Origin of the sequence: uncultured Gulosibacter sp. (assembly GCF_963509965.1) — a bacterium.
Taxonomy (GTDB): Bacteria; Actinomycetota; Actinomycetes; order Actinomycetales; family Microbacteriaceae; genus Gulosibacter.
This window is the reverse complement of sequence record NZ_CAUPDE010000001.1, coordinates 24,218-43,447: the sequence shown is the minus strand read 5'-3', so window position 1 is coordinate 43,447 and position 19,230 is coordinate 24,218. Positions and strand designations below refer to the sequence as shown.

At 63.4% G+C, this 19,230-nt stretch carries 21 protein-coding genes; 6 read left to right on the top strand and 15 right to left on the bottom strand.

Going from position 1 to position 19,230, the window contains the following annotated elements; genetic code table 11:
* The first annotated feature begins 6 nt into the window (after positions 1-6).
* The gene (gene fdhD / locus RQ865_RS00220; RefSeq protein WP_311476457.1) at positions 7-864 is read left to right on the top strand and encodes a formate dehydrogenase accessory sulfurtransferase FdhD; all 858 of its coding nucleotides are present in this window, start codon (positions 7-9) and stop codon (positions 862-864) included.
* A gap of 31 nt (positions 865-895) precedes the next feature.
* Here the strand turns inward: fdhD and RQ865_RS00215 are convergent, their stop codons facing one another.
* From RQ865_RS00215 to modA, 3 genes are read right to left on the bottom strand one after another with little or no spacing between them, the layout of a single operon-like run.
* Positions 896-1,933 (bottom strand): ATP-binding cassette domain-containing protein, encoded by a 1,038-nt coding sequence (locus tag RQ865_RS00215; RefSeq protein WP_311476456.1) that lies wholly within the window; start codon positions 1,931-1,933, stop codon positions 896-898.
* Positions 1,930-2,814 (bottom strand): ABC transporter permease subunit, encoded by an 885-nt coding sequence (locus RQ865_RS00210; protein WP_311476454.1) that lies wholly within the window; start codon positions 2,812-2,814, stop codon positions 1,930-1,932. The genes RQ865_RS00215 and RQ865_RS00210 overlap by 4 nt, the downstream gene beginning before the upstream one ends.
* An 11-nt stretch (positions 2,815-2,825) precedes the next feature.
* Positions 2,826-3,578, bottom strand: coding sequence for a molybdate ABC transporter substrate-binding protein (gene modA, locus RQ865_RS00205; protein ID WP_311476452.1), 753 nt, complete (start codon positions 3,576-3,578; stop codon positions 2,826-2,828).
* Between the two features lie 138 nt (positions 3,579-3,716).
* Here modA and RQ865_RS00200 point away from each other — a divergent pair, with 138 nt between their 5' ends.
* From RQ865_RS00200 to RQ865_RS00180, 5 genes are read left to right on the top strand one after another with little or no spacing between them, the layout of a single operon-like run.
* On the top strand, positions 3,717-4,469 hold the full coding sequence (locus RQ865_RS00200) for a HesA/MoeB/ThiF family protein (protein WP_311476450.1): 753 nt from the start codon (positions 3,717-3,719) through the stop codon (positions 4,467-4,469).
* Positions 4,466-5,692 carry a gephyrin-like molybdotransferase Glp gene (gene glp / locus RQ865_RS00195; RefSeq protein WP_311476448.1) on the top strand — a complete coding sequence of 409 codons (1,227 nt, stop codon included), beginning with the start codon at positions 4,466-4,468 and terminating at the stop codon, positions 5,690-5,692. Before RQ865_RS00200 ends, glp begins: the two co-directional genes overlap by 4 nt.
* Positions 5,689-6,159 (top strand): cyclic pyranopterin monophosphate synthase MoaC, encoded by a 471-nt coding sequence (moaC, locus tag RQ865_RS00190; RefSeq protein ID WP_311476447.1) that lies wholly within the window; start codon positions 5,689-5,691, stop codon positions 6,157-6,159. Before glp ends, moaC begins: the two co-directional genes overlap by 4 nt.
* Positions 6,144-7,088 (top strand): NTP transferase domain-containing protein, encoded by a 945-nt coding sequence (locus RQ865_RS00185; RefSeq protein WP_311476445.1) that lies wholly within the window; start codon positions 6,144-6,146, stop codon positions 7,086-7,088. Before moaC ends, RQ865_RS00185 begins: the two co-directional genes overlap by 16 nt.
* Positions 7,088-7,327 (top strand): MoaD/ThiS family protein, encoded by a 240-nt coding sequence (locus RQ865_RS00180; protein WP_311476443.1) that lies wholly within the window; start codon positions 7,088-7,090, stop codon positions 7,325-7,327. Before RQ865_RS00185 ends, RQ865_RS00180 begins: the two co-directional genes overlap by 1 nt.
* A gap of 11 nt (positions 7,328-7,338) precedes the next feature.
* On the opposite strand, the gene moaA is transcribed toward RQ865_RS00180, so the two are convergent.
* The 12 genes from moaA to alaS form a co-directional block, all read right to left on the bottom strand.
* Positions 7,339-8,421: a GTP 3',8-cyclase MoaA gene (gene moaA, locus RQ865_RS00175; RefSeq protein WP_311476437.1), complete on the bottom strand. Its 1,083-nt coding sequence runs from the start codon at positions 8,419-8,421 to the stop codon at positions 7,339-7,341.
* Entirely contained in the window at positions 8,418-8,861 is a 444-nt protein-coding gene (locus RQ865_RS00170) for a molybdenum cofactor biosynthesis protein MoaE (RefSeq protein WP_311476435.1), read from the bottom strand. Before RQ865_RS00170 ends, moaA begins: the two co-directional genes overlap by 4 nt.
* Positions 8,858-9,427, bottom strand: a complete 570-nt coding sequence (locus RQ865_RS00165) for a molybdenum cofactor biosynthesis protein B (RefSeq protein ID WP_311476433.1) — start codon at positions 9,425-9,427, stop codon at positions 8,858-8,860. The genes RQ865_RS00170 and RQ865_RS00165 overlap by 4 nt, the downstream gene beginning before the upstream one ends.
* Positions 9,428-9,639: 212 nt before the next feature.
* Positions 9,640-10,056, bottom strand: a complete 417-nt coding sequence (gene nusB, locus RQ865_RS00160) for a transcription antitermination factor NusB (RefSeq protein WP_311476431.1) — start codon at positions 10,054-10,056, stop codon at positions 9,640-9,642.
* Positions 10,057-10,059: 3 nt separating this feature from the next.
* Positions 10,060-10,623, bottom strand: coding sequence for an elongation factor P (gene efp / locus RQ865_RS00155; protein ID WP_311476429.1), 564 nt, complete (start codon positions 10,621-10,623; stop codon positions 10,060-10,062).
* An 83-nt stretch (positions 10,624-10,706) separates the two neighbouring features.
* Positions 10,707-11,792: a 3-dehydroquinate synthase gene (gene aroB / locus RQ865_RS00150; protein WP_311476425.1), complete on the bottom strand. Its 1,086-nt coding sequence runs from the start codon at positions 11,790-11,792 to the stop codon at positions 10,707-10,709.
* Entirely contained in the window at positions 11,789-12,367 is a 579-nt protein-coding gene (locus RQ865_RS00145) for a shikimate kinase (protein ID WP_311477024.1), read from the bottom strand. Before RQ865_RS00145 ends, aroB begins: the two co-directional genes overlap by 4 nt.
* Positions 12,364-13,635, bottom strand: a complete 1,272-nt coding sequence (gene aroC, locus RQ865_RS00140; protein ID WP_311476423.1) for a chorismate synthase — start codon at positions 13,633-13,635, stop codon at positions 12,364-12,366. Before aroC ends, RQ865_RS00145 begins: the two co-directional genes overlap by 4 nt.
* A gap of 23 nt (positions 13,636-13,658) precedes the next feature.
* Positions 13,659-14,555: a shikimate dehydrogenase gene (locus RQ865_RS00135; protein ID WP_311476421.1), complete on the bottom strand. Its 897-nt coding sequence runs from the start codon at positions 14,553-14,555 to the stop codon at positions 13,659-13,661.
* Between the two features lie 28 nt (positions 14,556-14,583).
* Positions 14,584-16,080: an endolytic transglycosylase MltG gene (mltG, locus tag RQ865_RS00130; protein WP_311476418.1), complete on the bottom strand. Its 1,497-nt coding sequence runs from the start codon at positions 16,078-16,080 to the stop codon at positions 14,584-14,586.
* Positions 16,073-16,552 carry a Holliday junction resolvase RuvX gene (gene ruvX / locus RQ865_RS00125; RefSeq protein ID WP_311476417.1) on the bottom strand — a complete coding sequence of 160 codons (480 nt, stop codon included), beginning with the start codon at positions 16,550-16,552 and terminating at the stop codon, positions 16,073-16,075. Before ruvX ends, mltG begins: the two co-directional genes overlap by 8 nt.
* A complete protein-coding gene (gene alaS, locus RQ865_RS00120) occupies positions 16,553-19,222 on the bottom strand; it encodes an alanine--tRNA ligase (protein WP_311476414.1) in 2,670 nt (889 codons plus the stop codon).
* Positions 19,223-19,230: the final 8 nt, after the last annotated feature.

The window sequence follows — 19,230 nt, the reverse complement described above, 5'->3', positions numbered from 1 at the left end:
GTGGCGATGTCGCACTCCCCCGCATCCCGCCGCGTCACCAAGCGTCGCCGCACGCTCGTCATCTATGCCGACGGTGGCCACAAACTTCGCCGCGATACGCTCGCCGGTGAGGAGCCCCTGGAGATTCGCGTCAACGACCGCCAGCTGGCTGTCACTATGCGCACCCCCGGCGATGATTTTGATCTTGTCGCCGGTAACCTCGTCAGCGAGGGGCTCATCTGGCATCGCGAGCAGCTGCATTCAATGCGCTATTGCGGCGAAAACGTGGATGAAAATGGCGACCGCTCGTGGAATGTGATCGATGCGACGCTGCCGCAGCTGGCAGCGGATGCCATCACTGCCAGGAGGGTGATCACCACCTCGGCCTGTGGTGTGTGCGGTACCACATCGATCGATGCGGTGCGTCGCAGCAGTGTCTTCGGATGCGATACCGGCTCGGCTACCGTTGCTCGCGAAACGCTCCTCGAGCTTCCCGAGCTATTGCGCTCCGAGCAGCGCCTTTTTGACAGCACCGGCGGGCTGCACGCCGCCGGTTTGTTCCGCTTCAATGGCACCGCGCTCTATGTGCGCGAGGATGTCGGTCGGCATAATGCCGTCGATAAGGTGATCGGCGCCGCGCTACGCGACGATCGGCTGCCGGCCACCGAGACGGTCATGCAGGTGTCGGGTCGAGCCTCGTTCGAGCTCGTCCAAAAGTGTCACTTGGCCGGAATCCCCGTCATGGCAGCCGTTTCGGCGCCGTCGAGCCTCGCTGCAGAGCTCGCCGATGAGGTGGGCATCACGCTCGTCGGGTTTAGCCGGGGTGAACGCGCGACGATCTACACCCATCCGCAGCGGATCGCCGGTTGCGATCAGGAGCTGTAGCGCGAGCGTCACCGGTCGGTTGGGTCGCGGGCTAGAGACCTTCGACAAGTTCACCGGCACAGATCCGAACCGCCAGTTCATCCCCCACCCGCAGAGTCGAGTTCGGCAGCCGCATCCGCAGCCCGCTCGCAAGCTGCGCGAGCACCTCGGTGCCGTCTCCCAGCAGCGCCACCACACGGTCATTCCAATCGGCAGCTTCGGCCGGCACCGGCAGTACGGATGCGGCCGGCACGAGTAGCGTTGCTGAGCCCGGCACCGCCTCGACAGTGTGCGGCTCGGCGCCGAAGCGGCCATCGAGCCGCACGCTGCCCGCCGCGCAGCGGAAGGCGCCGTCGATGATTTCACCGTTAATCCGCGCCAGCCCCGCAAATTCGGCGGCGAACGCGCTGCGCGGCCGCCGCTGCAGCTCGCCAACATGCAAGTCTTCAATCACTCGGCCAGCCTCAATCACGATCACTCGTTCGGCGAGCCGCACCACATCCACGAGGTCGTGGCTGGCAAAAAGCAGCGTCAGTCCGTGCCTTGCTGCCGCCGACGCTACGAGTTCGCGCAGCTCGGCGCTCGCGCTCACATCCAGCGCCGCGAATGGTTCGTCAAGCACCAGGATGCGCGGCGCTGCGGCAAGTGCTCGGGCAAGCGCCACCCGCTGACGCTCACCACCCGAAAGTTCGCCGGGGCGAGCATCGGCGAGTTTTGTTGCGGCGAGCTCGGCGAGGATTTCGTGAGCGCGGCTGCGCGCCGAGGCTTTTGGTAGTCCGGTGGCAAAGGCAACATTGTCGACGGCGCTCAGATGCGGAAACAGCAGTCCGTCCTGTGCGAGGTAGCCGATGTGGCGCTGGTCGAGCGGCACATCGCGAAGCGGTGTACCGAAGAGTGTGATGGTGCTTTCGCGGTCGATCGGTGCGAACCCGGTGAGAGCACCGAGCAGCGTTGATTTTCCCGAGCCATTGGCGCCGATGAACGCAATTCGTTCTGCCTCGGTGACCGTGAAATCAATGTCGACGGTGATCCGATCGCGCGGCACCAGGATGCGGCCGGCGAGCGGCAGGCTGTTCGTGTTGCGGTTCATCGCCGCTCACCTCCCACGCGCCAAGAGCGCAGCGCCACCATGACGATAACCGCGGCCGTTATCAGAATCAGCGACAGCGTATAGGCTTCCTGCGCCGATACGCCGCCGCCATTAAATGCCGTGTAGATCGATAGCGGCATCGTGCGAGTGATGCCCTCGCGGTTGCCAGCGAACATGGCTGTGGCACCAAATTCGGCGAGTGCCCGCGAAAAACTCAGCATGGCGCCCGAGGCGATTGCCGGAGCGATTAGCGGAAGCGTGATTCGCCACCAAACACGGCCCCGGGAAGCTCCCAAACCGCGCGCCACGAGTTCCAGCCGTGGATCAACCGCCCGGATCGCCTGCTCAACGGCGAGCACAAAAAACGGCAGCGCCACATAGCTTTGGGCAATCACGACGGCGGCGGTCGAGAACGGGATCTGCTCGCCGGTGAGGCTCGTGAACAGGTGTCCCACCGCACCGTTTCGCCCGAATAGTGCCAGTAGCGCGAGCCCGCCCACAAGCGGCGGCATCAGCATCGGCACCAGTACCACGGCGCGCGCGGCAGCCGCGGCAGTGGGGCTCAGGCGAGCTGTCCACATTGCCAGCGGCACTCCCAGCAGCGCGCACACGATGGTGGCGGCAAAGGCGGTGCCGAGTGAGAGTCCCAGCGACACGAGCGTGCTGGGACTCGTGAGCTGCTCTGTGAGCGCAGACCACTCCACCCGTCCCGCCAGCGCCAATAGCGGCGCCACAATGAACAGCAGCGTGATGATTGCCGCGATCACCACCAGCACCGGCACATCACGGATGGGCTGGTTGCCGGTCACGCGGGTGGGTGCCGCTTGGTTCGCACGCTCGCCAGCACCGGCTGCCTCACGCTCTCGCTGATTTTGCGCCATCGCCGATGTGATTATTTACCGTCGGGCACCATGAACCCGTAACGCTCGAGCACCTCGCGGCCGTGTTCACCGCGCACATAGTCGATGAACGATTGGGCGTGGGGGTGGTCGCTGAGCGCCCCGATCGGGTAGCGGTTCACGATTTCAGCGGCTTCTTCGGGGGCAAAAAACTCCACTCCGTCTACTCCCACCACATCGCTGCGATACACCACACCGGCATCAGCCTCACCGAGCGTCACCTTGGTGAGCACGGCCTTAACATTGTCTTCTTCGCTCACCACCGAAACCGACACGCCAGCCTCTTCAAAGAGGCGTTCGGTGGCGCGACCGCAGGGCACGTTCGAGTGGCAAATAACGACCTTGTTGTTCGCGTCGGCAAGATCTGCCACCGATTTAATTCGCGCAGCCGCGTCCTCGGTCGTCACCACCACCGGCGAGTTTTCGACAAAAATTTCGAAGCCGTCGGCGTGGTCACCCTCAAGCTGCGTGAGGCTGGTTTCGTCGGCGAGTGCGAGCACATCAACCGGGGCACCCTCATTCACCTGCTGCACAAGCTGCTGCGAACCGGCTGTAGTCAACGGCGCAAATTCCATATCGGGGTGTTCTTTTTGGTAGTCGCTCATGAGCTCGGTCATGGGCTCTTTGAGCGAGGCCGCGACGTGCACTTCCAGCGGTGCCGCCTCGGTCGAAGCCTCACCGGCGCAGCCGGTGAGCGCCATCGCCGCCGCACCAAGTAGGGCAATCAATCGCAGTGGTTTACGCATGGGTCCACACCTCTTCATTGTCGATGCTTGTGCCAGGTTTGGCTACAAAAAACCGCACCACTGCGACGACGCGGGGTGTACTACCCGTATATCCGGGTGCCACCAGACTACCCGAAACGACGCGCTAGCCTGAATCTCATGCAGCTCGAACACTCCGACACTCGTGAACGGCAACGACGCCACATTGCGCTGGCGGGTGTAGGCGAGGCCGGTGCCGCAAAACTCACCGCCGCGCGGATCGCGGTGGTCGGTGCCGGCGGGCTCGCGACCCCGGCACTGACACTGCTCGCGGGCGCCGAGGTGGGCACCATCACGCTGTTCGACTTCGACACGATCGAGCGCCACAACCTGTCGCGTCAGACGCTCTACCGCGAAGCTGATATTGGCGGGTACAAGGCCGAACGGGCCCGTGATCGGCTCGCGAGCGCGATGCCGCACGGCAGCATCCGCCCGGTTTTGGAACGCCTCACCGCCGAAAATGCCGAGCGGCTACTCGCCGATCACGATGTGGTGCTCGACACCACCGACCACTGGCCAACGCGCTTTGTTGTGGCCGATACCTGCGAACGGTTGGGTGTGCCGCTGGTGTGGGGTTCGGTCGTCGCGTTTGACGGGATGTGCACCGTGTTTGCGCCCGGTGGCGCCGGTATCGACGCGCTGATTGATCGCGACCGGATGCTCAGCTGCCCGGGCCGATCGGGCTCGGTTGAGGGCACATTTTCGCCGCTGTGCGGGCAGGTCGGTTCAGCAATGGCCGGTGAAACGATCAAACTCCTGACGGGTATTGGGCGGCCGCTCATCGGCCGCGTACAGCTGTGGGACACGCTGGGCGCCACCATTCGCGAAATGCCGCTGCGCGCGCATCCGAACACCGAAGGAACCGAGCTGTGACACTACGACCACTTACCGAGCATCTCGACCTGGTCTTGCAGCAGGCCCACCCGCTCACGCCGGTAAAAATGCTGCTCGACTCGGCGCTCGGCTGCTATCTGGCCGAGGATGTGCACTCCACAATCGATTTGCCGACCGCCGATAATTCGGCAATGGACGGCTATGCCGTGCGCATCGATGCCCTGATGCCGGCACCGGCAGAGTTCCCGGTGGTCGCGGATGTGCCCGCCGGAGCGCCCATCGACCCGCCGCTGCAACACGGTGAGTGTGCGCGCATCATGACCGGCGCACCGGTGCCCACCGCAGCCACCGCGGTCGTGCCGCTGGAGGCGACCGATCTCGGCACCGATATCACCGCCGAGCTTCCCAAACAAATTCGCGTCACGACACCACCGCGACCCGGCGCACATATTCGCCGGCGCGGCGAAGATCTGCACTGCGGCGACCGCGTGGCAGCGGCCGGCGACTTCCTCGGGGCCCGACGCCTGTCGGCGCTAGCTGCCTGCGGCGTCGCCGAGGTGCTCGCGCATCCCCGCCCGCGCGTGGTGATCGTCTCTACTGGTGATGAGCTCGTCGATCCCGGAATGCCGCTGCAGCGGGGCCAGCTCTACGACTCAAACCGCACGCTGCTGCAGGGCCTGATCGCCGAGTCGGGTGCCGAGGTGGTGGATGCAATCCGCGCCGATGATTCGGGCGCCGGGCTACTTACCGCGCTCGAGCAGGCGGCGCAGCGCGCCGATGTGATCATCACCACCGGGGGCGTCAGCGTCGGCGCCTTTGATGTGGTGCGGCTCGAGCTCACGCGCAGCAATTGGCAGGTCGAGTTCACCAAGGTCGCGATGCAGCCCGGTAAGCCTCAGGGTTTTGGCCGTGCCCCCTCGGGAGCGCTGTTGTTTGCCCTGCCGGGCAATCCGGTGAGCGTATTTGCCTCGTTTGAGGCCTTTGTGCGCCCGGCACTGGCTCGCCTGGCTGGCTCGCGAGGGCCGACCCATCAAACGCTTTCGGCAATCGCGGCAACCGGCTGGCGCACCTCGGCGGCACGCGCCCAGCTCATGCCCGTTCGCTGGGTGGATGCACAGCGCGTCACCCCGGCAACCGAGCGCGGCTCGGGTTCGCATCTGGTGGCGAGGCTCGCCGCAGCCGAGGGGCTCGCCCTCATTCCAGCGAGTGTCGCGCAGGTGCTGCCCGGCGATGAACTCACTATTTGGAGGATCCTCGAATGACGCATTTCACCCACCTGGATGCTGCCGGTCACGTGCACATGGTTGATGTGACCCATAAGCAGCCCACGGTGCGCTCAGCCACCGCCCGCGGCCGAGTGAGCTGCCCGCCCGCGGTGGTGGCGGCGCTGCGCGACCAGAGCGTTCCCAAGGGCGATGTGTTGGCCCTGGCGCGTATCGCCGGAATCGCCGGCGCCAAACAGTGTGCACAGCTTTTGCCGCTTGCCCACATCATCGGTGTGCACGCCGCCTCGGTTGATCTGGAAATCACCGATGAAGGCGTCGAAATCACGGCCACCGTGGGCACTGCCGACCGCACCGGCGTCGAAATGGAGGCGTTCACCGCGGTTTCGGTGGCGGCGCTCGCCATCGTCGACATGGTGAAGGGTATCGACAAGCAGGTGGCGATTGAGCGGATTGAGCTGGTTCGTAAAACCGGCGGTAAAAGCGGCGAATGGCTGCGCGACTAACGGCGGCTGTGGTGCTCGCCGGAGGGCGGGCGACGCGGCTTGGCGGCGCGGATAAAGCGCGCGTGATACTCGATGGCCAAACCCTCCTCGAACGCACCCTCCCGGCGATCGGCGAACTCTCGGTGGCGCCGGTGATTGTGGGCCCAGAATCGGCGGCGGATGCGGCCCCGCGCGACTATCGATTCGTGCGCGAGAGCCCGGTTTTTGCGGGACCCGCAAGCGCCCTTGCCACAGGAGTCGCGGCGCTTGCATCCCTACCTGAAACCACCCTCGTGACAGTGCTCCCCTGCGATCTGCAGCGTCCCCACGAGGCGGTTCGGGCACTCGAGCGCTGGGATGCCGCCGACTCGGCCGACGGGGCGATACTCGTCAGCGACGGCCGTCGACAGTGGACCTCGTTTCGCGCCCGGCTCGAAGCTCTGCAGCAAGCGACCGCCGAAGTGCCCGCAAACGCATCACTGCGTGGCGTGCTCAGCGGGCTGAACTTCGCGGAGATTTCGGTGCCAGCCAGTGTCACCGCCGACCTCGATACTCTGGAACAACTGCGGCGAGTGGGTGCCCGCCTGCCGATACGCCGGGTTAACAACAACGAAAGCAGGACGACCATGTCGCGTGAAATGCATCCCGACCTCGAACCCTGGGTGGCACAGCTTGCCCCGCAGCTGGGTGTTACCCCCGACCAGGTGCCGCTCGAATCCATCCTGGATATGGCGCGCGATGTGGCGCACGAGGTGGTGCGCCCCGGAGCCCCCGTGACAGCGTTCATGATTGGGCTCGCGCTCGGTCAGGGACGCGTCGAGTCGGTTGCCGCAGCGAATGCGCTCGTGCGAGCAGAAATCGAACGTCACAGTATCGAGGCCGCCACTCACAGCGCCGGGCAATCGGTTGACGCAACACCCACTGATCGCTCCGAGAAGGATGACAACTAATGCAGGTTCGTTTTTTTGCTGCCGCCGCCGCGGCAGCCGAATGTGAGGCCACCGCGAGCACCGCATCCTCGCTTGCCAAGCTACGTGACGAGCTCGTTCGCACGCTGCCCCAGGCTTTCGCCGAGGTGCTCCCCCAGTGCTCTTATTTTGTTGACGGTGTGCGCTACGAACCGACAGCTGATTGCCCGCTCGACAGCGTCAGCACGGTGGATGTGCTGCCGCCATTTGCCGGTGGGTAGGCTGCGCGCGACTACCCACCGATTGCTGACATGGGCCGATCGGGCTGTAAAAATCCCGGCTCATTAATGCCGTGACCGGCGCGCTTACCCAAGATGGCGGCCCGCATCACCCGCGCGATTTGCCGGTCTTGTTCGTCTGCTACCGCATCACCGCGCAAAATCTCCCGCAGATCCGACTCTCCGCGCGCAAAGAGGCAGTTACGCAGCTGGCCATCGGCCGTGAGCCGCACGCGGTCACAGGCACCGCAGAACGGTCGTGTTACCGATCCGATCACACCGACGGTGTGCGGGCCATCATTCACTTGAAACAGCTCGGCGGGTGACGAGGCACGATCGCCCGTCGGCGTCAATCGAAATTCCCGCCCCAGCGACGCCAAAATCTCTTCGGCGGTCACCATTTCTTCACGCCGCCAGCTGTGTCCGGCATCCAGCGGCATCATCTCGATAAACCGCAGCTCAGCCTCGTGCGCAATCGCGAACCGCAGCAGGTCACACAGTTCGTCATCGTTAACGCCGCGCATCGCCACCGCATTAATTTTGAATGGTCGCAGCCCACTGCGCTGCACCGCCTCGACACCGGCCACCGCCTGGGCGAAACGGTCGCGGCGCGTGAGTTCTTGATAGCGCTGCGCGTTCACGGTGTCGAGCGAAACATTCACCCGTTCGAGGCCGGCGGCCACGAGTTCGTCCATGAGTTCCGGCAGCCGCAAACCGTTCGTCGTTAATGACACGCGAAGCTGCCCGGACACGGTTTCAAGCTGCGTCAGCCGAGCCACCACATCGGTGATGTCGGCGCGCAGCAGCGGCTCTCCCCCAGTGAGCCGCACCTCGGTGATTCCCAGCCGCACTGCCACCGACACCACGCGCACAATTTCATCGGTGGTGAGCACCTCCCGCTGTGGCAGCCACGGCACCCCCTCGGCCGGCATGCAATAGGTGCAGCGCAGCGAACACTTGTCGGTGAGTGACACCCGCAGATCGCGATGCACGCGCCCGAAAGTGTCGGTCAGTGGCCCCGCGGCAAACGGGTCACCGCCGTCGTCACCGGGCGGTTGCTGTCGAATCGCGGGAATACCGAGCGAAACCGCGGTCACGAAATCCCCACCCAGTGCGCGGCACCGTCAGCGGTGTGCTGCCGCTTCCAGATCGGCAGTTCGTGTTTTACGCGCTCAATCAGCTCACTGCAGCAGCGAATTGCGTGGGCACGATGCGCCGAGGATGCACACACCACCACGGCGCAATCACCCACGGCAAGCTCGCCAATGCGATGTGACACCGCCAACCGCACCTCGATATCGCCCTCGGTATCGCCTCGAGCTCCCGCGACCTCCGCAGCGAGCTGGCGCAGTAGCCGGGCAGCATCCGGATGCGCCGAATAGTCGAGCCTGGTCACCTCGCCGTGCGCTTCCGGATCGTGGTTACGCACGAACCCCACAAACGACGAGACGGCACCGGCCTGATCGTGTGAGACCGCCGCCAGATGCGCCGCCACATCAAGTGGTGCCGAGCTGATCTCGGCAATTACCACGCTCATAGGCTGGCACCGTCACCGGAGCTGTGGTCACCACCGGCGAGCTGGTGGGCGGCGTGCCGGCCCAGCTGCACCAGCAGTTCGGCGCCGTCTTTCGCGCCACCAACCGAGCCGGGAGCGGCGATCACCAGCACCTCGTATTTGCCCTTTTCACGAATAATGCCACCGAAGCTGCGCGAGAGCAGCGCCCCCGGGGAACCGGCTGCCACACCGCGGCGGCGCAGTTCTTCGCCAATGCCGGGCAGCTGCATCGTCAGCAGCGGCGCCACTGCCTGTGGGGTCTTGTCGCGTGGCGCGATGCCGGTGCCGCCGGTGAGCAAAATAGCTGCGACCCCCGAGTCGATCGCTTCTTTGACAGTCTGGCGAATCTGCTTGCGAGAATCGGGCACCGTCGCCACAAAACTCACCCGAAAATTCGCGGTCTCCAGCACTTCGCGAGCGGCAGGCCCCGAAAGATCATCACGCTCACCCGCAGCGCTGCGATCAGACACCGTGATCACCGCCACCTCGAGCGAGCTGCGCTGTGCGTCGACAGGCGAGGGGTGTTGTGTGTCTTTTGCAATGTTCATAGCAGTCTTTCCAAAGTATCGAACGGTTACCAGACCGGCGCGGTGCGGCTCCGCTCGCTAGATCTACTGAGTAGTCTGCCACCGTGCGATTGAGGGGTGCTGATATCGTCGCGCGCCACGGGAATAGCGAACGGGCCGCGATCGAATCATGAGGCGGCTTCCACCGCCCTCAGATCGCCCGCGGCCCGTGTAGAAGTGGCGCCGGAAGGCAACTACTTCTCGAGCTGGTCACCGATGCGGCCCAGCACGCCGTTAATGAAACGTGCTGAGTCGTCGGTCGAGTACTGTTTGGCGAGTTCGATCGCCTCGTTGATGGCCACGCCCACTGGGATTTCGTCGTTGTAGACGAGTTCCCACACTCCGATGCGCAGCAGTGCCCGATCAATACGGGGCATCCGGTCGAGCGTCCAGTCGCGAGCGGCAGCGGCGATGCGGTCCTCAATTGCGGCCGCATGCTCGTCGACACCGAGCACAATTTCGCGAGCGTAACGCCACGACGCCGCCCGTTCAGGTTCGTGCACTGCGCGTTCGGCCTCGGCGGCTAGCACATCCTCAACGGCGCGTTCGGTGAGTTCGGCCTGGTAGAGCATGTCGAGCGCGCGCTTGCGCGCCTTGGTGCGTGCCGACATTGACTAGTCGTTAACGCGGCCGAGGTATTCACCGGTTCGGGTGTCTACCTTCACGCGCGTGCCCTGGTCAATGAACAGTGGCACCTGAATCTCGGCACCGGTTTCAACGGTGGCGGGCTTCGTGCCGGCGTTCGATCGGTCGCCCTGCAGGCCGGGCTCGGTATAGGTAATCTCGAGCACAACCGACGGCGGCATCTCAATGTAGAGCGGTTCACCCTGGTACATCGCGATCTGCACTTCCTGCTGCTCGAGCAGGAACTTGGCGGCGTCGCCAACGATGGTGTCAGGCACGCTCAGCTGGTCGTAGTCTTGCTCGTCCATGAAGACGTAGCTGTCGCCATCCTGGTAGAGGTACTGGTAGTCACGGCGGTCAACGGTGGAGGTTTCGATCTTGGCGCCGGCGTTGAAGGTCTTGTCTACGGTTTTGCCCTGCACGATGTTCTTGAGCTTGGTGCGCACGAACGCACCGCCCTTACCGGGCTTGACGTGCTGGAACTCAACGACCTGCCAAAGCTGGCCATCGAGGATGAGGACAATGCCGTTCTTAATGTCGGCGGTGGTTGCCATTACCGGGCCCTTCTGTGCGTTTAAAAGTCGACGTTCTAGTTTAGCTCGTCGGTAAGCGGTAAAACTGGATGCAAGCGAGACCGCTAGGAAGCGATCTCTTGGTAGGCGGCAAACAGCAGCGATTCGTCCGGTGCCGTCATGATCGCCGGGGCACCGATGCGTTCAAGCACCACGAACCGCAGCATCGCCCCGCGAGCTTTTTTATCGCGCGCCATCACCGCCAGCAATTGCTGCCAGCGGCCCAGCGGATAGCTTGTGGGTAGTCCGAGCAATTCCAGAATGCGGGTGTGCCGATCGGCGTCGGCGTCACTGAGCCGCCCCGAGAGTCGGGCAAGTTCGGAGGCAAACCGCATCCCCACTGCCACGGCCGCACCGTGACGCCACTGGTAGCGCTCGGTGTGTTCGATAGCGTGGCCGAGGGTGTGCCCGTAGTTGAGCATCTCGCGTCCACCCTGCTCGGTGAGATCGGCCGCGGTTACCTGCAGTTTGTAAGCAACGGCCAGTTCGAGAATGCGCCGGAACTCATCGCTTCGCGGGTCGGTGGCGCGCTCGGGGTCAGCCTCGATAAGGTCGAGGATTTCGGGCTCGTGAATGAACCCGATCTTCACTGCCTCGGTAAAACCGGTTACGAGTTCATTGCGCGGAAGAGACTCGAGCACATCGAGATCACACACCACACCGGTGGGCAGGTGGAAGGCCCCGACGAGGTTCTTCCCCTCCTCGGTGTTAATGCCGGTCTTTCCACCCACGGCAGCATCCGCCATGGCGAGCACAGTGGTCGGAACATGCACGACTTTCACTCCGCGCAGCCACGATGCGGCCACCCAGCCACCGAGATCGGTTGCCGCACCGCCCCCGAGCGAGATGATGGCATCCGAGCGCGTGAAATCGCTCTTGCCAAGAATGCCCCACAAAAACTGTGCCACTTCTACCCGTTTACCGGCCTCAGCGTCTGGAACCTCGGCGATCAGCACTCGCCGGTAGCTTCCGCCGAGCAGTCGGTGCAGATCTTCGGCAATATTGCGCAGGGTCGGCTGGTGCACGATCAGCAACTGTTCAACTCGATCGCCGAGCAGTTCGGGCAGCAGTTCATCGAGTCGATGAATCAGCCCCCGACCAATCAGCACCGGGCCGTGGTCGCCCACGCTCAGACGCGTTACCTTCGTCACTGCTGTTCGTTCTCCTTCGGCGTCTTGGCTTCGCCGCCACCGGCTACCGGTTGCAGATTCGGTTTCGGTAATAGCGGCGAGTTAATTCGTTTGAGATAGCGACGCACCTCGTTCACCACCTGCCACATCGGTCGAAAACTCGTGTCGATGGTGATATCGGCGAGCCGGTCATAGATTGGTTTACGCGCTTCATAGGTGGCAATCCAGCTATCGATGCCCTTGAGTAGCGGCCGATTTTTCTTACCGCTGATGCGCTCTTCAATCGCCGCCGGCTTTGCCACTAGCTGCACCACAACATGGTCGCCGCGTTCCAGCTCGGCCTGAGTATCGGGGTCGAGGATGGCCCCTCCCCCGAGTGACACGACGTCGTAGTCGCGAATCGCGGCCAGCACGATCTCACGCTCGATGCGGCGAAACTCAGCCTCACCGGCACTCGGAATGAACTCGTGAATTGGCCCGTGCTCGCGAGCAAAGAGCTTGTCGGTGTCGGCGTAGCTGGCGCGCAGTCGCTGCGCTACGCGTTTGCCGGCTCGAGATTTTCCTGCGGCGGGTGGCCCGATAAACACCAGGCTCATACGCGCCACTCGCTGAGTGAATCACCCATCGGCGAATCATCCACCTCGGTGGCTGCCGCTGCGGGGTCGATAATTGTCGGATCAGTCGTGAGCGCCTGCGGAATCGACTCGAGATAGTTCGCGAGATTGCGCTGTACCTCGGCGAGCGAGTCGCCACCGAACTTCTCAAGCACCGCATCGGCGAGCACGAGCGCCACCATGGCTTCAGCCACAACGCCAGAGGCCGGCACCGCACACACATCCGAACGTTGGTGGTGTGCCGTGGCATTCGCACCGTTGGCAATATCGACCGTATGCAGCGCCCGTGGCACGGTGGCGATCGGTTTCATGGCGGTGCGTACCCGTAGCACGGTGCCCGTGGTCATCCCACCCTCGATACCGCCGGCCCGGTCGGATGCGCGGTGGATCTTGCCGTCAACGCCGTACAGTTCGTCGTGTGCCTGGCTACCAAGGCGACGCGCAGTGGTAAACCCGTCACCGATCTCCACACCCTTGATTGCCTGGATGCTCATGAGGGCCCCGGCTAGTCGTGAATCAAGGCGGCGGTCCCAGTGCACATATGAGCCGAGCCCCGGCGGCAGACCGTACACGAGCACCTCGGTAACCCCACCGATAGTGTCACCCGAGTGACGGGTGTCGTCGATCGCGGCCACCATCCGGACGCTCGTTTCAGCGTCAAAGCAGCGCACCGGGTCGGCATCAATCGCGGCCACGTCTGTAGCGGTGGGCCAGTTCGCGGTTTCGGGCACTTCGACCGTGCCAATTGCCACGGTGTGGCTCACTGTGGTAACCCCGAGCTCTGCCAAAAACCGCTTGGCTACAGCGCCGAGCGCCACGCGCGCCGCGGTTTCGCGGGCGCTGGCACGTTCGAGTGCCGGACGCGACTCGACGAAACCGTATTTTTGCATCCCCACAAGGTCGGCATGCCCGGGTCGGGGACGGGTCAGCCCAGTGCCGCGACCGGTGGCGAACACCTCGGGGTCGGTCACCGGTTCGGGTGACATGACCTGCTGCCACTTGGGCCACTCGGTGTTCTGGATGCGGATTCCCAGCGGCGACGCAATGGTATAGCCGTGCCGCACTCCCGACGACAGAGTGAGTTCATCCTGCTCAAACTTCATGCGCCCGCCGCGGCCATAGCCGAGTTTGCGACGCGCCAGATCGGCACGAATATCATCGAGCGAGACGGGGATGCCGGCGGGCAGTCCCTCCAAAATTGCGAGCAGTTCGGGGCCGTGTGATTCCCCGGCAGTGAGCCAACGAAGCATTGGCCTAGTGTCTCATGAATTTCTCAGTCGGCGTGGTTGTTGAGCGCCACGCGCATCTGCTGCACGATTGTCGATTCGTTCGGCAACGGATGATCGGCTCCGCGTCCGGTAAACAGTCGCACCTGCACCACCGCCTGCTGCAATAACATTTCAGTGCCCGCAATCACCGTTCCGTTCCAGCACCGGGCAAGTTCGGTGGGCCAGGGGTCGTAGGCAGCCGACAGCAGCGGCATGTCCGAAACTTGCAGGTCTGGGCGCACCGGGCAGCCACCTGGAACTGTGTCAATCACCGCCGCAGCCCCGACCGGTTGCCAGGTCGAAAGGTCATGTGCGTGCAATTGCACACCGCCAAGTTTCGGTTCGAGTCCGGCAACGAGCGCGGTGGCAGCTTCAGGCCGGCGCGCGAACACCCGCACCTCGTTCGCACCCATCTGCGCTGCTGCCGCCACGGCCGAAACTGCGGTACCGCCAGCACCGAGCACATCCACCCGTCCTTGCACCGGCTGCAGCCCGCCAAAGGCCGCGACGATACCGGCCACATCGGTATTGGCAGCGTGTGCCGGTGCCGACGGATCAAGTGTCGCGAACACGAGTGTATTGGCGGCGCCGGTGAGTTCAGCGAGCGGATCCGCCGAACTTGCGTACGCGAGCGCCTCAGCCTTCAACGGAGCTGTTACCGAAACTCCGCGCCACCCCTGGCCACGATTGGCGAGCCGGTCATGCAGGCTTCCTGCCGGAACCTGCCATCGCCAGTATTCCCAGTCGACGCCGAGCTGACGATACGCTGCCAGCTGCAGCTGCGGTGATTTCGAGTGCGCGATCGGATCACCCAGCACCGCCAACCGTGCCGCCCCGCGACCACGCGCGGGTTCGCTCGTCACCGCGCCCGTGGGCACCTCGGGAAATACCATCGGACACATCGTGCTCTCCTGGGTCAGCCCGCAGCTGTTACTCGTAGTCGGGGTGGTCTTCGAGCCACTTCAGCCACTTCGCCACCGCCTGTTCATGTTCTTCAAACGTTGTCGAAAATACCGTCTCGCCGGTTTCTAGATCCACCGTTACGAAGTAAAGCCACTCGCCTTCGGCAGGATGCACGGCAGCTTCGATAGCCCGGTCGCCCGGGTTCGAAATCGGTGCCGGAATCATTCCGCTGTGCACATAGGTGTTGTAAGGGTTACTCTCATCGGCGCGCTCGTCATCGGTGGTTGATGCGCGGTGGGTCTGTTCGGTCCAGTAGGTGACCGTCGCATCCGATTGCAGCGGCATATCGATTTCGAGGCGGTTGTAGAACACCCGCGCAACTTTCGGGAAGTCTTCGTCAAGTCGCGCCTCGCGCTCAACGAGCGAAGCCATCAGCACGATCTGCCAGCGATCTTCTTTCGCTACCCCCTGCTGGTCGAGCGCCTGGAAACTGCGATCGACCATGGTCTGGAGCACTTCCTTGGCACTCACATCCGGCGCGAAGGTGTAGGTAGCTGGGAAGAGGAAGCCTTCGAGTGATTTTGCTTCTTCGGGAAGACCAAATGTTTGCGGCTGCGAGGCGAGCTTTTTCAGCTCGTCAACAGAGATGCCATAGGTTTCTTGTACCAGTTCGTACACGACCGTCTCACGGGTGCCCTCGGGGATGGTGACGGTGTTTTCGATGCGGTTACTCTCATCAAGCAGCGCCACCAGTGCCTCGTCCGAACTCATCTCTTGCTGCAGCCGGTAGGTGCCGGGCTGGAACTGTGGCTCTTCGGGTCGGGCCAGTACGGCGTCGATAAATGCGCCCGAGGTGCGCACAACGCCCTGCTGTTCGAGTCGATTGGCGATGTCAGTGCCGGTATCGCCGGGAAGGATTGTGAACTCTACCTCGGTGCCGTTACCGGCACCCTCATAGTCGCGAGGTTCATTGTTGAGGATGCTCATAATTCGGTCTCCGGCGACATTCCACACCAGCACACCGGCGCCGACCACCATCCCGAGAATCAGCCCGATAACCACCAGGTTAACCACCACACGGCGACGACGGCCCGGGGCCGGTGCGCTGCGGTCGTTATCGTGTGCCCCGACGGCTCCATCACCGAAGATCTGCGCGAACGCATCATCGGCCGATACTCCCTCAACCGGCGCCTCGGCAGTATCCGCGGTGCCCTCGGCGGTATCAGCACTGTCGGGGCGCGGTTTGTCAGTGGCTTGCTGAGGCGCTGCCGCTGTGGTAGGCGATGCGGAAGCTATCTTCTCGCGCTTTTCTGCCGACGGTGCAACCGGCTGCGCCTCGGCTTTGCGAGGCGGCGGGGTCTGCTGCGCGGCTTGTTCGGCCTCGTACTCGGCCTGCTGCGCGCGTTTCACCGCGTCATGCTGCGCTTCAAGCTCGCGCTGACGCCGTGCCAATTCAGCCAGCTGGCGCGTGCGTTCAGCTGCGCGCAGCTCACGTCTGGATTTTGGTTGCTGTTCTTCAGTCAAGTTGGTCCTCGTCGTCGACTTCGATTTCGCGACCCGCGAGATTTCCGCTGGCGCGCTCTTGGTCGAGCGCTTGTTGCAACAGTATTACCGCGGCTGCCTGGTCAATCACCGACCGTGACCGGGATGCGCTGCGACCCGCGGCCTGAAACTGGCGGGTTGCCGAGACCGTCGTCAGCCGTTCATCAATGAGCCGAACCGGCAGCTCGACACTTGCCGCGAGCTCTCGGGCAACCCGAACCGCGTCGTCGGTTGACGGGGTTGATTCGCCGCGCAGGTTAAGCGGATAACCAACGTAAAACTCGCCCGCATTGTATTCCGCGGCCAGCTGCGCAATCCGGTCAATATGCCCGCTCCCCTCACGGTCACGAGCAACTGTTTCTAGTGGCGTCGCCAGCAGACCGTCAGGATCGCTGCGGGCAACCCCGATTCTTGCTTTACCGACATCAATGCCGAAACGTACAACGCGACGCATTTAGAGTGCCGCAACCTCGTCGCGGATACGATCAAGCGCTGCCGGAATCTGGCCCACATCTTGCCCACCGCCCTGGGCGACATCGGGTTTACCGCCTCCGCCACCACCGAGCACACCGGCAGCAACCTTCACGAGTGCCCCGGCCTTGGCGCCAGCATCGCGAGCCGATTCGGTGGTGGCAACCACTACCGAGGGCTTCCCCGATGCCTCACCAATGAGCACAATCACCGCCGGGCGCGACGCCATTCGCTGACGCAAATCGAGCACCAGTCGGCGAATATCATCTGCCGAACGCACCGTGCCAAGCGTAGCCGCAACGAGTTCAACCTTTCCGACGCTCTGCGCTGAGGCGACCAGTTCGGGTACACGCTGACTCAGCTGCGCCGATTCAAGCTCAGCAATGCGTTTCTCAGCACGTTTGAGCTGGTCAACCAGCTCGTGAACCCGATCAGCGAGCTGCTCGCGACGCACTTTTAAACCACCGGTGAGCTCACGCACGATGGCGCGTTCGGCCGCGAACTCGCTGAACGCGTCCCGCCCCACCAGCGCCTCAACACGGCGGTTTTGGGCACCGACGCTCGATTCACCAATCAGGTTAATGATGCCGATCTCAGCCGAGGAGGTTACGTGAGTGCCACCGCACAGCTCGCGTGACCACGGGCCGCCGATATCAACCATGCGCACTACCGAGCCGTATTTTTCGCCGAATAGGGCACGGGCACCGAGCGCCTTCGCTTCATCCAGCGGTAGTTCGCGCGTGACCACCTCAAGATTCTGGCGGATCGCGTTATTGGCAATGTCTTCCAGTTCGCTGCGCGTTTCAGCCGAAAGCGGCTGTGACCAGCTGAAGTCGAGCCGCATGTAGCCCGACTTGTTATACGAACCCGACTGGTGCGCATCCGGGCCGAGCGTGTCGCGCAGCGCTGCGTGAATCAGGTGCGTTGCCGAGTGCGCCTCCGAGGCCGCACGCCGGTACTGGGCATCAACCACAGTCTCAACGCGGTCTCCCACCGCGATCTCTCCCGCGGTGATATCCACGGTGTGTGAGATCAGGCCCGGCACCGGCTTCTGCACATCGACGACGGTCGATTCGAACCCGCCGCTTGGTTGCACGATCCAGCCCTGATCGGAGTCTTGACCACCCGATTCGGCATAGAGCGTGGTCTCGGCCAGAATAATCTCGGCGTGGTCACCGGCACGCGCCACCGGCACGCTTTCGCCGTTAACGATCAGGCCGAGCACTTCCGACTCACCCCGCAGCTCGTCGTGTCCGAGGAAGGTAGTTTCACCGGCCGCGCGCAAATCGCTGTACACACTGAGATCGGCCAGCTGCGAGCGGCGTGATTTCGCATCCGCTTTGGCGCGGGCGCGCTGCTGGCTCATCAGCTCATCGAACTTGTCGCGGTTGACGTTTAGGCCCGCCTCGGCAGCCATCTCGAGGGTGAGGTCAATCGGGAATCCGAATGTGTCGTGCAGTTTAAACGCGGTGTCACCCGAAATAATCGTTGTGCCCGCGGCACGCGCGGTATCGACCGCCTGCTCAAAAATAGTCGTACCCTGTGCAAGCGTGCGCAGGAAGGTTTCTTCTTCGGCAATCGCGATGCGCGAGATGCGGTCGAAATCGCGCTCAACCTCGGGGTAGGCGTCACGCATCGCGAGCATCGAGGTGGTGAACAGTTCGGGGAACGTCGCTTTTTCAACCCCGAGCAGTCGCATATTGCGCACCACGCGACGCAGCAGGCGGCGCAGAATATAGCCGCGGCCCTCGTTTGAGGGTTGTACGCCATCACCGATGAGCATCAGCGCCGAGCGCACGTGGTCGGCAACCACACGCATCCGCACATCGTCGTCGGGGTCATCGCCATAGGCCTTACCCGCAAGCCCTGCGGCTTTGTCGAGCACCGGCCGCACCTGGTCAGTCTCGTACATATTGTCGACGCCCTGCTTGAGGAAGGCGATGCGTTCAAGACCGATACCGGTGTCGATGTTCTTGTTGGGGAGGTCGCCGAGAATCTCAAACGTGCCGTCGCCGAGATCGGCGCCACGCTCGTACTGCATAAACACGAGGTTCCAGATCTCGACATAGCGGTCGTCGTCGGTTGCCGGCCCCCCGTCAACACCGTATTCGGGGCCGCGGTCGAAGAAAATTTCGCTGTCGGGGCCGGCCGGACCGCCGGGCTTACCGGCCGACCAGTAGTTGGTGTCGGCTCCGAGTCGCTGGATGCGTTCGGCCGGAATATCGCTCAGTTCGAGCCAGTACTCGTAGGCCTCATCATCACCCTCGTAAACCGTGACCCACAGGTCGTTGGGGTCGAAACCGAGCCCACCCTCAGCCTCGGCAGTGGTTAGCAGCGTGTAAGCAAAATCGATTGCTTCGCGTTTGAAGTAGTCACCGAACGAGAAGTTGCCGCCCATCTGAAAGAAGGTGCCGTGACGCGGGGTTTTCCCGACCTCTTCAATATCGTTGGTGCGGATGCATTTCTGCACGCTGGTGGCGCGCGGAAACGGGGCCGGCACCACACCTGTGAGGTAGGGAATGAACGGCACCATACCCGCGATGGTGAACATCACGGTCGGGTCATCCGACACGAGGGATGCCGACGGCACGACGGTGTGACCGCGGTCAGCGAAAAACTTGAGATAGCGGTCTTTGATTTCAGCGGTCTTCATGTTCTGCG